We start from the raw sequence: 16,616 nt of genomic DNA, 5'->3' as shown, positions 1-16,616 counted from the left end.
GATGTTCACACAACAGACTGAGAGAATAAATTTTGCATCCGCTAAGAACACGCCGGAGTATCCGGATTTCTTGGACATCCAGATAAAATCGTTTCAAGACTTTTTTCAGTTAGAAACAAAATCTGATGAAAGAGGCAATGAAGGCTTGTACAATACCTTCATGGAAAACTTCCCTATTACGGACACCAGAAACCAGTTCGTACTTGAATTTTTAGATTACTTCATAGATCCGCCAAGATATTCTATCCAAGAATGTATAGAGCGTGGTCTTACATATAGTGTTCCGTTAAAAGCACGATTAAAATTATACTGTACCGATCCTGAGCACGAAGATTTTGAAACTATCGTGCAAGATGTGTATTTGGGTACTATACCTTATATGACACCTAGTGGTACATTTGTTATCAATGGAGCGGAAAGGGTTGTAGTTTCTCAGTTGCACCGTTCTCCAGGTGTTTTCTTTGGTCAGTCATTTCATGCAAACGGTACCAAATTATATTCTGCCAGGGTTATACCGTTTAAAGGTTCGTGGATAGAATTTGCAACAGATATTAACGGTGTAATGTATGCGTACATTGATCGTAAGAAGAAGTTGCCAGTAACTACTCTTTTCAGAGCTATTGGTTTTGAGAGAGATAAAGATATTCTTGAGATTTTTGACCTTTCTGAAGAGGTTAAAGTTTCAAACGCCGGTCTAAAGAAAGTATTAGGTCGCAAATTGGCTGCTAGGGTATTGAACACTTGGCACGAAGATTTTGTTGATGAGGATACCGGCGAAGTTGTTTCTATAGAAAGAAACGAAATTGTTATTGATCGTGATACGGTTTTGGAAAAGGACCATATTGCGGAGATTTTGGAAGCTGACGTAAAAACTATCCTTCTTCACAAGGAGAGTAATGCACAGTCAGATTATTCTATAATCCACAATACATTACAGAAGGATCCAACAAACTCAGAAAAAGAAGCTGTTGAGCACATTTATCGTCAATTACGTAATGCGGAGCCGCCCGATGAGGAGACTGCTCGTGGTATTATAGATAAATTATTTTTCTCTGATCAACGTTACAACTTAGGTGAAGTTGGTCGTTATAGAATGAACAAGAAATTACAGTTGGATATTGGAATGGACAAGCAGGTCTTGACTAAAGAAGATATCATAACTATTATTAAATACTTGATCGAGCTTATTAACTCTAAAGCAGAGATTGATGATATTGATCACCTTTCTAACCGTCGTGTTCGTACGGTTGGTGAGCAGTTGTCGTCTCAGTTTGGTGTTGGTCTTGCCCGTATGGCAAGAACTATTCGTGAGCGTATGAACGTACGTGATAACGAGGTGTTTACTCCCATAGATTTGATTAATGCAAAGACCTTGTCTTCTGTGATTAATTCATTCTTTGGAACTAACCAGTTATCTCAGTTTATGGATCAAACCAATCCGTTGGCAGAGATTACGCACAAACGTAGATTGTCGGCACTAGGGCCAGGTGGTCTTTCTAGAGAGCGTGCAGGTTTTGAGGTTCGTGATGTTCACTATACGCACTACGGTAGACTTTGTCCTATTGAAACTCCTGAAGGTCCAAACATTGGTTTGATATCTTCACTTGCAGTATTTTCTAAAGTAAACCCAATGGGCTTCTTGGAAACTCCTTACCGCAAGGTAGATAACGCTAAGGTGAATACAGAAGAGTTTGTATACCTGAGTGCTGAGGAAGAGGAAGGAATGAAAATAGCTCAGGCTAACATTCCTTTAAAAGAAGACGGTCAGATAAATACAGATAAGGTTATTGCACGTGAAGAGGGAGATTTTCCTGTTGTTGATCCAAGTGAAATCAACTATACGGATGTTGCTCCTAACCAGATTGCATCTATTTCCGCATCGCTTATTCCTTTCTTGGAACATGATGATGCCAACCGTGCATTGATGGGATCTAACATGATGCGCCAAGCCGTACCATTGTTAAGACCACAGGCACCAATTGTAGGTACCGGTCTTGAACGTCAGGTTGCTTCTGATTCTAGGGTATTGATCAATGCAGAAGGAGATGGTACTATAGAGTATGTAGATGCCAAGATGATTACTGTAAAATATGATCGCACCGATGCTGAGCGTTTGGTAAGTTTTGAAGAAGATTCTAAATCATACAACTTGGTTAAGTTCAGAAAAACTAACCAAGGAACCAGTATTAACTTGAAGCCAATTGTAAGAAGAGGTGATAAAGTTAAAAAAGGTCAGGTTCTGTGTGAAGGATATGCTACAGAAAAAGGCGAATTGGCACTAGGTCGTAACCTTACCGTGGCTTTCATGCCTTGGAAAGGGTATAACTTTGAGGATGCAATCGTAATTTCTGAAAAAGTAGTTCGTGAAGATATCTTTACATCTATTCACGTAGATGAGTATTCTTTGGAAGTTAGAGATACAAAATTAGGTGCAGAGGAGTTAACCCATGATATTCCTAACGTTTCTGAGGAAGCTACTAAGGATTTAGACGAAAACGGTATGATCCGTATTGGTGCGGAGGTTAAGCCTGGTGATATTCTAATTGGTAAGATTACTCCAAAAGGAGAGTCTGATCCAACTCCTGAAGAAAAATTATTGAGAGCAATTTTTGGAGATAAAGCGGGAGATGTCAAAGATGCATCTTTAAAAGCTTCGCCATCTCTAAGAGGTGTTGTTATTGATAAGAAGTTATTCTCTCGTTCTGTAAAGGATAAGCGTAAGCGTTCCGAAGATAAAGAAGAGCTTAATAAGTTAGAATTAGAGTACGAAGTAAAGTTTCAAGAGTTGAAAGACATCTTGATAGAGAAGCTTTTTACTTTGATCAATGGTAAGACGTCTCAAGGTGTATTGAATGATTTAGGTGAAGAAGTATTACCAAAAGGTAAGAAGTATACACTTAAAATGTTAAACTCCGTAGACGATTTTGCTCACTTGGTAGGTGGTAGCTGGACAATGGACAAGGATACCAACGAGTCTGTTGCAGATTTGCTTCACAACTATAAGATAAAGCTTAACGATCTTCAAGGAAACCTAAGAAGAGACAAGTTTACAATTTCTGTTGGTGATGAATTACCTGCAGGAATTATGAAGCTGGCTAAAGTTTATGTTGCCAAAAAGCGTAAGCTTAAAGTTGGGGATAAAATGGCGGGACGTCACGGTAACAAAGGTATTGTATCTCGTATCGTACGTCAAGAGGATATGCCTTTCTTGGCAGATGGAACACCGGTTGATATTGTATTGAACCCATTAGGTGTACCTTCTCGTATGAACATTGGTCAGATTTACGAAACCGTATTAGGTTGGGCCGGTCTTAAGTTGGGTAAAAAATATGCTACACCAATTTTTGATGGTGCTACATTAGATCAAATTAATGAATACACAGATGAAGCTGGTATTCCAAGATTTGGCCATACCTACCTTCATGATGGTGGAACAGGTAAGCGTTTTGATCAGCCGGCTACAGTTGGTGTGATTTATATGCTAAAACTTGGTCACATGGTAGATGATAAAATGCACGCACGTTCTATAGGACCTTACTCTTTAATTACACAACAGCCATTGGGTGGTAAAGCTCAGTTTGGTGGTCAGCGTTTTGGAGAGATGGAAGTTTGGGCTCTTGAGGCATATGGTGCTTCGGCAACTTTACGTGAAATATTGACCGTTAAGTCGGATGATGTTATCGGTAGGGCCAAGACCTATGAGTCAATAGTTAAGGGCGAGACCATGCCAGAACCCGGTTTACCGGAATCTTTTAACGTATTGATGCACGAACTTAAAGGTTTGGGCTTAGATATCCGTTTGGAAGAATAGAATCCGATTGTAGCGATTGAAGAACACACATTTTAATTAGTATCACCATTAGATTATGGCTAGAATAAAAGATAATAATCCAATAAAAAGGTTTGATAAAATTTCTATCGGATTGGCCTCTCCAGAAGCAATTTTGGCGGAGTCAAGAGGAGAAGTTCTCAAGCCTGAAACTATCAACTATAGAACGCACAAGCCAGAGCGTGACGGTCTTTTTTGCGAGCGTATTTTTGGTCCTGTTAAGGATTATGAATGTGCCTGTGGTAAATACAAAAGAATTCGTTACCGTGGTATTGTTTGTGACCGTTGTGGTGTTGAGGTTACGGAAAAGAAAGTACGTAGAGATAGAGTAGGGCACATTAACTTAGTGGTTCCTGTAGCTCATATCTGGTACTTCCGTTCGTTGCCAAATAAAATAGGTTACCTTTTGGGATTACCTTCCAAGAAATTGGATATGATCATTTACTACGAGCGTTATGTAGTAATTCAACCGGGTATTGCCAAAGGACCTGAAGGTGAAGAAATCAACAAGATGGATTTCTTGACCGAAGAAGAGTACTTGACTATTCTGGAATCTATTCCAGTTGAAAATCAATATTTAGAAGATACGGACCCTAATAAGTTTATTGCTAAAATGGGTGCGGAATGTCTTATAGATCTTTTAGCTCGTATAGACTTAAAAGAACTTTCGTACCAGTTACGTCATAAGGCGAACACTGAAACTTCTAAACAAAGAAAAACAGAGGCGTTAAAAAGACTTCAAGTAGTTGAGGCGCTTCGTGAATCTCAAGAAAATAGAGAAAACAGACCTGAGTGGATGATTATGAAGGTAATTCCGGTAATTCCGCCAGAATTACGTCCATTGGTGCCGCTAGATGGTGGTCGTTTCGCTACTTCGGATTTGAACGACCTTTACAGAAGGGTTATTATTCGTAACAACCGTTTAAAAAGGTTGGTAGAGATAAAAGCCCCTGAGGTAATTCTTAGAAATGAGAAACGTATGCTTCAAGAAGCGGTAGATTCTCTTTTTGATAATACCAGAAAAGCTTCAGCTGTAAAAACGGAATCTAACAGACCGTTAAAATCTCTTTCAGATTCATTAAAAGGTAAGCAAGGTCGTTTCCGTCAAAACTTACTTGGTAAGCGTGTTGATTATTCTGCACGTTCGGTAATTGTTGTTGGACCGGAAATGAAATTGTTTGAATGTGGTCTTCCTAAAGATATGGCTGCCGAACTTTATAAGCCTTTTGTTATCAGAAAACTGATAGAAAGAGGTATTGTAAAAACGGTGAAGTCCGCTAAGAAAATTATAGACAAGAAAGAACCAGTTGTTTGGGATATTCTTGAAAACGTACTAAAAGGGCATCCCGTACTATTGAACCGTGCTCCTACGTTGCACCGTTTGGGTATTCAAGCGTTCCAGCCAAAACTTATAGAAGGTAAGGCAATACGTCTTCACCCATTGGTTTGTACGGCATTTAACGCGGATTTTGATGGTGACCAGATGGCGGTTCACCTTCCATTAGGACCCGAAGCTATTTTGGAGGCTCAGCTATTGATGTTGGCATCGCATAACATCTTGAACCCTGCAAATGGATCACCAATTACCGTACCTTCTCAGGATATGGTATTGGGTCTGTACTATATGACCAAAGAAAGAAAGTCTACACCTGAAGTTCCTATTGCGGGAGAAGGTCTTACTTTTTATTCAGCGGAAGAAGTTGAAATTGCCTTTAATGAAGGTAAAGTAAACTTGAACGCAGGTATCAAGGTTAGAGCTAAGGACTTTAATGAAGATGGAGAGTTGGTTTACAAAATAATACCAACCACGGTAGGTAGAGTTTTGTTCAACATGGAAGTTCCGGAGGCAGCAGGGTACATTAACGACGTATTGAACAAAAAGTCTTTAAGAGATATTATTGGTGGAATTTTGGCTGTAACTGATGTTCCGACCACTGCCGATTTCTTGGATAAGATTAAGACAATGGGATATGAGTTCGCTTTTAAAGGTGGACTATCATTTAGCTTGGGTGATATTATTATTCCTCAAGAGAAGCATGAAATGATTGCCGATGCCAATGTTCAGGTAGAAGGTATTATGACCAACTATAACATGGGTCTTATTACTAACAATGAACGTTACAATCAGGTAATTGATGTTTGGACATCTACCAATGCCATGTTAACGGAACTTGCTATGAAGCGTATTCGTGAGGATCAGCAAGGATTCAATTCGGTGTACATGATGCTTGATTCTGGTGCAAGGGGTTCTAAAGAGCAGATTCGTCAGTTAACAGGTATGCGTGGTTTGATGGCCAAGCCTAAAAAATCTACTGCCGGAGGTGGTGAGATTATTGAAAACCCAATTCTTTCTAACTTTAAGGAAGGTCTTTCCATCCTTGAATACTTTATTTCTACTCACGGTGCTCGTAAAGGTCTTGCGGATACTGCCCTTAAAACGGCGGATGCAGGTTACTTAACACGTCGTTTGGTAGATGTTTCTCAAGATGTAATCATTAACATTACAGATTGTGAGACTTTAAGAGGGGTTGAAGTTTCTGCCCTTAAGAAGAATGAAGAAGTTGTGGAATCTCTTGGAGCTCGTATCTTAGGTAGGGTTTCATTACATGATGTATTTGATCCGTTAACTGAGGAGCAATTACTTGTTGCTGGTCAGGAAATAATGGAGGCCGATGCTAAGAGAATTGAAGAGTCTCCTGTTGAGAAAGTAGAAGTGCGTTCTGCATTAACATGTGAAGCGCCTAAAGGAATTTGTGCTCAATGTTACGGTAGAAACCTATCTACCAATAAAATGGTTCAAAGAGGTGAGGCAGTAGGTGTTGTAGCAGCACAATCCATTGGTGAGCCAGGTACACAGCTTACGTTACGTACATTCCACGTGGGTGGTATTGCAGGTAACATTTCTGAAGATAACAAGTTGATCGCTAAATTTAGCGGTGTAGCGGAAATAGAAGATTTAAGAACGGTTATAGGAACGGACAATGAGGGTAATCCTGCCACTATTGTTATTTCTAGAACCTCTGAAATTAAAGTTGTAGATAAGAAAACCGGTATTACTTTAAGTACTAACAATATACCTTACGGTTCGCAATTGTTCATAGAGAATGGCGCAACCATTACTAAAGGCGATGTTGTTTGTTCTTGGGATCCATATAACGGTGTAATTGTTTCTGAGTTCCCAGGTAAGATTGCTTACGAGAATATTGAGCAAGGTGTTACTTATCAAGTAGAGATTGATGAACAGACTGGTTTCCAGGAAAAAGTAATCTCTGAATCTCGTAACAAGAAATTGATACCAACTCTGTTGATCCAAGATAATAAAGGTGAAACATTACGTTCGTACAACCTTCCGGTTGGATCGCACATTATGGTAGATGATGGAGATAAGATTAAAGAAGGTAAGACACTTGTTAAGATACCACGTAAATCTGCTAAGGCAGGTGATATTACCGGTGGTCTTCCAAGGGTAACCGAACTTTTTGAAGCGCGTAACCCTTCTAACCCAGCGGTTGTTTCAGAAATTGATGGTGTTGTTTCTTTCGGGAAAATCAAAAGAGGTAACCGTGAGATCATTATTGAATCTAAGTTAGGTGAGGTCAAGAAATACTTGGTAAAGCTTTCCAATCAGATTTTGGTACAGGAGAACGATTATGTTCGTGCCGGTATGCCATTGTCAGATGGTTCTATAACTCCAGAGGATATCCTTAAGATCAAAGGCCCATCAGCAGTACAACAGTACTTAGTGAACGAAGTTCAAGAAGTATACCGTCTGCAGGGTGTGAAGATTAATGATAAGCACTTTGAGGTTGTTGTTAGACAGATGATGCGTAAAGTTCGTATTCAAGATCCGGGAGACACTATCTTCTTAGAAAACCAATTGGTTCATAAGGATGACTTTATTCAGGAAAACGATGAGATCTTTGGTAAGAAGGTTGTTGTAGATGCAGGTGATTCAGAAAACCTTAAACCTGGTCAGATTATTACTGCTCGTGAATTGAGAGATGAAAATTCTGTCTTGAAACGTTCGGATAAGAATCTAGTTACGGCCAACGATGCGGTTGCGGCTACGGCTACGCCAATTCTACAGGGTATTACACGTGCGTCTCTACAGACTAAATCGTTTATATCTGCAGCATCTTTCCAAGAAACTACTAAAGTATTGAACGAAGCTGCTGTAAGTGGTAAAGTAGATACATTGGAAGGCTTGAAGGAGAATGTTATTGTTGGACATAAGATTCCAGCAGGTACAGGTATGAGAGACTATGAGAACATCATAGTTGGCTCTAAAGAAGAGTATGATGAAATCATGGCGCGCAAAGAGGCCTTGAAATTTTAAACTCAAATAATTAAAACCCTCAATAGTTTCTATTGAGGGTTTATTTTTTTTTACATATGAGCGAAAAAGAACAAAAACAGAACCAAATCAATATTGAACTTGATGAAAAGACAGCTGAAGGAATCTATTCCAATCTAGCGATCATCAATCATTCAGTGTCAGAATTTGTAGTTGACTTTATAAGCATGATGCCAGGGGCTCCCAAAGCCAAGGTAAAGAGTAGAATTGTTCTGACTCCGCAGCATGCCAAAAAGTTTTTAAAGGCTTTGAATGATAATGTAAATAGGTTTGAAGCTGCTCACGGAACTATTAAGGACTACGAGCAACCTCCAATACCAATTAATTTTGGGCCAACAGGAGAAGCTTAAGAATAAAAAATGCCCTTTGTTACTACAAAGGGCATTTTTTATTTTATAAGTTTTTCCGGTTTCTAATCGAACTCAGAAACAAAATGAAGTTTTACGCTAGGGTATTTTTGTTGGGTCATTTGTAAAGAGAATTGAGAATCGGCCAAGAATACCAATTGATTTCGCTTGTCCTTGGCTAAAAATTTCTGTTTCACTCTTTTGAATTCTTTAAATTCTTCGTTTTTAGGGTCTGATGCTTCTACCCAACAAGCTTTGAAAACCGGAAAATTTTCATAGGTACATTTGGCACCATATTCATGTTCAAGACGGTATTGAATAACCTCAAACTGAAGTGCTCCTACAGTTCCTATAACCTTTCTGCCGTTCATTTCCAGCGTAAATAACTGCGCTACACCTTCATCCATAAGCTGGTCAATGCCCTTGTAAAGCTGTTTGGACTTCATTGGGTCTGCATTGTTGATGTACCTAAAGTGTTCAGGAGAGAAGCTTGGGATTCCTTTGTAGTGTAGTTCCTCTCCTTCGGTTAAGGTGTCGCCTATTTTAAAATTACCTGTATCATGAAGTCCGACAATATCTCCGGGATAGGATATATCCACGATTTCTTTTTTCTCGGCAAAAAACGCATTAGGACTTGAGAATTTTAGTTTTTTTCCATTTCTAACATGAAGGTAGGGTTTGTTTCGTTCAAACGTTCCGGACACAATTTTAATAAACGCTAAACGGTCACGATGTTTTGGGTCCATATTGGCATGTATCTTAAATACAAAACCGGACATTTCCTTTTCATTTGCCTCAACAACTCTTTCTTCAGCTTTTTTAGGGCGAGGAGATGGGGCAATTTCTATAAAACAATCCAATAGCTCCCGAACACCAAAATTATTAAGGGCAGAGCCAAAGAATACGGGCTGTTGCTCACCTTGCAAATAGCTTTCTTTATCAAAATCAGGATATACGCCTCTTACCAACTCTAAGTTATCACGAAGTTCTTCGGCGGCATTGTTTCCTATAATTTTCTCGAGTTCAGGGCTTTCAATAGAGTCAAAGGCTATAGTTTCCTCAATATTTTTTTTACTATCACCGCTAAAAAGATTAATGTTCTTTTCATAGATATTGTAAATACCTTTAAAATCATAACCCATACCAATTGGGAAACTTAAAGGGGTAACGGATAGGCCAAGTTTTTGCTCCAAATCGTCAAGAAGGTCAAAAGCATCGCGCCCCTCTCTATCCAATTTGTTTATAAAAACAATAATAGGAATGTTTCGCATTCTACAAACCTGTACCAATTTTTCGGTCTGCTCTTCCACACCTTTGGCAACATCAACCACAACTATAACACTATCTACAGCTGTAAGTGTTCTAAAGGTATCTTCGGCAAAATCTTTATGCCCAGGGGTATCAAGAATGTTTATTTTCTTATCCTTATATATAAAGGCAAGTACGGATGTAGCAACGGAGATACCTCTTTGGCGCTCTATTTCCATAAAGTCACTCGTGGCCGTTTTCTTGATTTTATTGTTTTTTACAGCACCCGCCTCCTGAATGGCACCACCAAATAACAGAAGTTTTTCGGTTAATGTGGTCTTACCGGCATTTGGGTGGGAAATTATTCCAAAGGTTCTACGCCTTTGGATCTCGTCTTTAAAACTCATGAAGAAAATTTGTGCAAAAATACATTAAATTCTAGTTATGACCTGATTTATGTTGAGTTAAAACCAAGCCTTGAGGCTAAGATTTAGGTGGTTTTTTGTGTTAAGTGATAGGGTTTGATATATATCGATGAACGGCAGAAAATCCCGATTTTCATTGGTTATAGTTTAGGTTTGTGCATGATAATAGGGAAATGAAAACTATGTAAATTGTATTGTTTTCAGCCCTTTACCGAATATATTTGTCTTTGGAGGATTATTCATAATTTATACTTTCAAAACAATTTGGTTAACGAAATATTAAATATATCTTGCACCTAGAATTGAAGTCTCCCAACTTCTTGCCAACCACATTTTTGACCTACACGCCATGGTGATTAGTTTAATAAAAGCTAAACATTTATGGAAAACTTTACTCTACTGAATTTTAAGAACAAAACGTTCAAGGCATTTACTTATGTACTTGCTGTAGTCCTTTTTGGGATAAATAGCTCCTTTGAAAATTTCTCCGATACGTTAAATTCGGAAAAAGAGACTAATGAAGAAGTGCAACCAGCTTACATGTTTGATGCTGATGGTTGTACCCGTTTGGACAATAAAGAGATTAGACCGGGAGATTTTGGTTTTCCTGATGGGGTTACGGATGGTAGCCTTTCAGCGGATAATGTAGATGTGAGTTCCAAGTGGGGACTTCCTGCAGGTTCTATTTTGGTAAGTGTAGAAGGAGCAAGTACAAAAAGTTCTTTGGGGCTTTTTGAGGTTAATAAAGATTTACCGGCCACTTTTACTTTCTCGGGAACCGTGCCGGTACAAATTATAGCAGAGCACTCGGCTCGTGTAGATTCTAACCATAGAGATGGTATTCTTTCTTTGGATAATGTAGAGTATGTCCAGACCACAGCTTTGCCTGCAGGAATTATTTCTGGTAATGAAACCAATGATTACTTTGTAGAAAACACAACGGCAGCTCCTATATATGGTCCTGACCGTTTTGTATGGTTATCACAAGGTTTGGCAAATGAAATTCAGTTCTATACTACTTCTAGTTTTCCTGTAAACGGTATTCGTTTAAGAGTTATACCTGTTATATGTCCGGATACGGATGGTGATGGTGTTAACGATAATGTAGATTTGGATGATGATAATGACGGTATTTTGGATACAGTTGAAGATCCTAATATTGACGGTGATGATAATCCGCTAACGGACCCCTATGATTTAGATGAAGATGGTATTCCAAATCATTTGGATATTGATTCGGATAACGATGGTATTCCTGATAATGTAGAAGCTCAGACTACAGATGGTTATATAGCACCAAATGATGACGATGCTGCTACTTATGATTCTAATGACGGACTTAATTCTGCGTATCCTGATGGGTTGACCCCCGTTAATACTGATAGTAGTGATGTTGAGGATTATCTAGATGCAGATAGTGATAATGATGATGTTCCGGATAATAACGAAGGAAACGATTTTAATTTTGACGGTATTCCTGATCAGACTTATACCGGAATGGATACAGATGGAGATGGTCTAGACGATGGTTATGAAGGTAGTAATGTTAATGACGGTTATGATGTTAATGATGAAATTGATGACCCTGCTAACGACTTGCCTGATACGGATGGTACAGAAGATGTAAACTATCGTGATTTGGATGATGATGGTGATGGAATAAACACACCGGATGAAGATGTAGATGAAGATGGGGATCCTACCGATGATGATTCAGATGAAGACGGTACACCAGATTACCTTGACTTTGATGAGGATACTACTACAGATACAGATGGTGATGGTGTTCCGGATATAACGGATTTGGATGATGATAACGATGGTATTTTAGATACGGTAGAAGATCCTAACACAGATGGAGATGATAATCCATTAACTAACCCACTGGATACGGATGAAGATGGTATTCCTAATCATTTGGATATAGATTCTGATGATGACGGTATTCCGGATAACGTTGAGGCACAAACTACGGATGGTTATATAGCGCCTAATGAAGATGATGAAGCAACATATGCCGCTAACGATGGTTTAAACTCAGCTTACCCAGATGGCCTTACTCCGGTGAATACAGATGGAGAAGACACGGAAGATTATATTGACTTGGATAGTGACAATGACACTGTTCCTGATAATAACGAAGGCAATGACTTCAATTTTGATGGCAAGCCAGATCAGACTTATACCGGAATAGATACGGATGGAGACGGTCTAGATGATGGTTATGAGGGCAGCGATGTTAATGATGGTTTTGATGTAAACGATGAAATTGATGACCCGGCCAATGACTTGCCTGATACAGATGGTACAGAAGATGTGAACTATCGCGATTTGGATGATGATGGTGATGGCATTGATACACCGGATGAAGATATTGATGGAGATGGAGACCCTACCAATGACGATACGGACGAAGACGGTACACCAGATTACCTGGATCCAGATTCTAATCCTAACGATAAGGATACGGATGGTGACGGTGTTCCGGATAGAGTAGATTTAGATGATGATAACGATGGTATTTTGGATACGGTTGAAGATCCTAACACAGATGGTGATAATGACCCATTGACCAATCCTATGGATTCTGATGGAGATACTATACCTAACCATTTAGATATTGACTCAGATGATGACGGTATTCCGGATAATGTTGAGGCACAAACTACGGATGGCTATATTGCTCCAAACGATGACGATGAAGCAACATATGAAGCCAATGATGGATTAAATTCCGCATACCCTGATGGATTGACGCCTGTTAATACAGATGGTACAGATGAAGAGGATTACTTGGATTCGGATAGTGATAATGATTTAGTGTTTGATCATAATGAAGGAAATGATTTTAATTTTGATGGAGCACCTGATCAATCCTTTACAGGCACGGATACGGATGGAGATGGTCTTGATGACGGTTACGAGGGTAGCGATGTTAATGATGGTTTTGATGTAAACGATGAAATTGATGATCCGGCAAATGATTTACCGGACACGGATGGTACCGAAGATGTAAACTATCGCGATTTGGATGATGATGGTGATGGAATTGATACGCCAGACGAAGACGGAAATAACAACGGAGACCCAACTGATGATGATTTGGATGGTGATGGTACGCCTTCATACCTAGATCCAGAAGAGGATACTGAAATTGTAGTAATGCAAATGGTAACCCCGAACGGAGATGGTAAAAATGAATTCTTGTGGATTGAAAATGTTGATAAAGCTTTAGATAATAATCTTAAGATTTTCAATAGATGGGGTGTTGCTGTATACGAAGGAGATGATTATAATAACCAGAACAATGTGTTCGATGGTAGATCAAAAGGAAGGTCTACAATAGCTGGTCAGGATTATTTACCGGCAGGGGTTTATTTTTATATCTTTAAGTACAACACTGTAAATAAAGCTAATATAACTGATAGTGGTTATATTTACATCAGCAAATAATCTATAAAGTAGGTATGATTATAAGAAATAAACTACTAGCAGGCCTATTCTTGGTATTGGTCTATTGTCAAACGGCTTCGGCCCAACAAGATGCCCAGTACACTCAGTATATGTTTAATACAATGAGCGTTAACCCTGCCTATGCAGGTTCTAGGGGGCAATTGAGTATTGCGGGCCTATACAGGTCTCAATGGGTAGGTTTAGATGGATCTCCAGAGACTTTTACCCTCAATTTACACTCTCCCATAAGGAACAGTAAAGTAGGTTATGGGTTGTCTATAGTAAACGACAAAATAGGAGAGGGCACTGTTCAAGAAACTTATATAGATGGGTTGATCTCATATTCAATTGACGTTTCCTTAAAAGGAAAACTATCTTTTGGATTAAAGTTGGGGGGTAATATTCTCAATTTGGATTTTGAACAATTAAGGCAGAGACCAGGTTTTGAAGAAGCTGTAGGTACCGATAATATTGAAAACCGATTCTCTCCTAACGTAGGACTGGGAATGTACTATCACACCGATAAATTTTATGCGGGACTTTCTGCTCCCAATTTGTTAGAGGTAGAACATTTTGATTCGGCCAACTCGGATGCTAACCAAATTGACTTTTTAGCTAAAGATCGTGTTAACTTTTACTTGATTACAGGATACGTTTTTGATTTAAATGATAACTTTAAATTTAAACCTGCTCTATTGACAAAGGTCGTAGGTGGTGCACCGCTTCAGGTAGATGTCTCAGCTAATTTTCTGTTTGCAGAGAAGTTTTCTTTTGGTGCAGCTTACAAATGGGATGCCGCTGTAAGTGCTCTTGCTGGTTTTCAGATATCTGACCAAATTATGTTAGGGTTGGCATATGATAAAGAAACAACAGACTTTGGTAGTACACAGTTCAACAGCGGATCTTTTGAAATTTTTCTAAGATGGGAATTAGTGAAATCATTTGAAAAACTGGTTTCTCCGCGTTTCTTCTAAACCTTGCCTTATGATGAAAAAAATACACATTCTTTATGTTTTGGTCTTTTTGATGGGCACGAGTTGTTTTGCCCAAGAAAAATTGATTACCAAGGCCAATGAAAAATATGACGAATACTCTTTTAGTCCGGCTATCGATATTTATAAAAAAGTACTGGATAGGGGATACGTTTCGGCAGACCTTCTCAAAAAATTAGGAAACTCTTACTATTACAATGCAGATTACGAGGATGCTTCAAAAACATACAAAAGATTGGTAGACGAGTATCCGGGAGAAATAGGTCCGGAGTATTACTTTAGATATGCACAGACCTTAAAAACTTTAGAGGAATATGATGCTTCCAAAGAAGTTATGGGCAAATTTTTGGAGGCCACTTCAGAATGATGCAAGGGCTACTGCATACAAAGACGAGAAAGACTATCTAAACGATATTAAAAGAAATTCGGGTAGATATAACGTATCGCCTTTTCAATATAATTCTCCGTACTCGGAGTTTGCACCTTCTTTCTATAAAGAGGGTCTTATTTTTTCTTCGGATAGGGACACCGGTAATTTTGCTCGCTATCGTCATACTTGGAATTCAAAGGATTTTTTGGATTTATATAAAGTAAACGCAGATAGCATTTCTCAAGGTACTGTTATTAAGTTTGGGGACCATGTAAATACAAGATTACACGAATCAACATCAACAGTAAACAAGGCCGGGGACGTTTTGTATTTCACTAGAAATAATTTTAAGTCCGGAAAATATGTAAAAGACGAAAAAGGAGTAATACGTCTTAAAATTTTCAAGGCTAAAATGGTAGAGGGTGTATGGTCTAATATAGAGGAACTACCCTTTAATAGCAATGATTACTCTGTAGCCCATCCCACATTAAGTGCAGATGAAAAGACCTTATATTTTGCATCGGATATGCCCGGTTCTTTAGGGGAGTCTGATATTTTTAGGGTTTCAATAAACGATGATGGAACTTACGGTACTCCTGAAAATCTAGGTCCGGTAATTAATACGGAAGCTAGGGAAACCTTTCCTTTTGTTTCTAGCGAAGATGTCCTTTATTTCTCTTCTGATGGCCATCCTGGTCTTGGAGGCTTGGATATTTTTGCTACTAAAGTAGCCAATGGAAGGTTGGATGGAAACGTTATGAACGTTGGTGAACCCGTTAACGGAAGAATGGATGATTTTACGTTTATCTTTAACGAAGAAACTAAAAAAGGGTATTTTGCCTCTAACCGCTCGGAAGGGCAGGGAGCAGATGATATTTACGCTTTCTTGGAAACCAAATCGTTGGTGATTGACTGTGAACAGGCTATTTCCGGGGTAGTGCGGGACAAAATATCCAATGAACCTTTAATTGGGGCATCGGTTAAGGTCATCAATGAAAATAATGACGAAATAATGTCGGCCATTACAGATGCTGAAGGTAAGTATAGCTTATTGGTAGATTGTACCCAAGGTAATTTTGTAAGAGCTATGACAGAGGGGTATATTCCATCTGAAGAGTATTTAGGAAAATCTGATGGGGAACCTAAAACCATAGACTTTTATCTAGAGAGAAATTCTATTAGTGCCGGCTTTGGCGATGATTTAGCCAAACTATTACAATTGAGTACCATTTACTTTGATTTTAATAAATACAACATTCGTAAAGATTCTGAAATAGAAGTTGAGAAGGTAATTGCTGCCATGGAAAAATACCCAAGTTTGAGGATTAAGGTAAACTCCCATACGGATAGTAGAGGTAAGGATTCCTATAATTTATGGCTCTCTCAGAAACGTGCGGAAGCTACAGTGAATTATATGATAAAAAGAGGGATAGCCAAAGAAAGATTGGATAGCGAAGGTTTTGGTGAAACTAAATTGATTAACCAATGTGCCAATGGTGTTAAATGTTCGGATAAAGACCATGAACTGAACAGACGATCGGAATTTATTATTTTGGAATAGTATACCTAAGGAATACAATACCAAAGGCAGCTACTTT

8 protein-coding genes are annotated in these 16,616 nt (G+C 38.7%); 7 read left to right on the top strand and 1 reads right to left on the bottom strand.

Features of this window, described 5'->3' with window-relative positions; all coding sequences use genetic code 11:
• Position 1 precedes the first annotated feature (1 nt).
• From rpoB to SJY45_RS08250, 3 genes are read left to right on the top strand one after another with little or no spacing between them, the layout of a single operon-like run.
• Entirely contained in the window at positions 2-3,811 is a 3,810-nt protein-coding gene (rpoB, locus tag SJY45_RS08260; RefSeq protein ID WP_215441889.1) for a DNA-directed RNA polymerase subunit beta, read from the top strand.
• A gap of 55 nt (positions 3,812-3,866) precedes the next feature.
• A complete protein-coding gene (gene rpoC / locus SJY45_RS08255) occupies positions 3,867-8,165 on the top strand; it encodes a DNA-directed RNA polymerase subunit beta' (protein ID WP_400074027.1) in 4,299 nt (1,432 codons plus the stop codon).
• A gap of 56 nt (positions 8,166-8,221) precedes the next feature.
• Positions 8,222-8,533, top strand: a complete 312-nt coding sequence (locus SJY45_RS08250) for a DUF3467 domain-containing protein (RefSeq protein WP_215441887.1) — start codon at positions 8,222-8,224, stop codon at positions 8,531-8,533.
• A 62-nt stretch (positions 8,534-8,595) separates the two neighbouring features.
• Here the strand turns inward: SJY45_RS08250 and SJY45_RS08245 are convergent, their stop codons facing one another.
• The gene (locus SJY45_RS08245; RefSeq protein ID WP_400074025.1) at positions 8,596-10,185 is read right to left on the bottom strand and encodes a peptide chain release factor 3; all 1,590 of its coding nucleotides are present in this window, start codon (positions 10,183-10,185) and stop codon (positions 8,596-8,598) included.
• Between the two features lie 399 nt (positions 10,186-10,584).
• On the opposite strand from SJY45_RS08245, the gene SJY45_RS08240 reads away from it, so the two are divergent.
• The 4 genes from SJY45_RS08240 to SJY45_RS08225 are packed head-to-tail and all read left to right on the top strand — an operon-like array spanning position 10,585 to position 16,579.
• Positions 10,585-13,656, top strand: coding sequence for a gliding motility-associated C-terminal domain-containing protein (locus tag SJY45_RS08240; RefSeq protein ID WP_400074023.1), 3,072 nt, complete (start codon positions 10,585-10,587; stop codon positions 13,654-13,656).
• Between the two features lie 14 nt (positions 13,657-13,670).
• Entirely contained in the window at positions 13,671-14,630 is a 960-nt protein-coding gene (locus SJY45_RS08235) for a type IX secretion system membrane protein PorP/SprF (protein WP_400074022.1), read from the top strand.
• 10 nt (positions 14,631-14,640) lie between these two features.
• Positions 14,641-15,015, top strand: coding sequence for a tol-pal system YbgF family protein (locus tag SJY45_RS08230; RefSeq protein ID WP_400074020.1), 375 nt, complete (start codon positions 14,641-14,643; stop codon positions 15,013-15,015).
• Entirely contained in the window at positions 14,963-16,579 is a 1,617-nt protein-coding gene (locus SJY45_RS08225; protein ID WP_400074018.1) for an OmpA family protein, read from the top strand. Before SJY45_RS08230 ends, SJY45_RS08225 begins: the two co-directional genes overlap by 53 nt.
• Positions 16,580-16,616: the final 37 nt, after the last annotated feature.

This window comes from Zobellia russellii (assembly GCF_044597075.1).
Taxonomy (GTDB): Bacteria; Bacteroidota; Bacteroidia; order Flavobacteriales; family Flavobacteriaceae; genus Zobellia; species Zobellia russellii.
The sequence above is the reverse complement of the archived record's forward strand: the minus strand, read 5'-3'. Positions and strand labels throughout refer to the sequence as shown.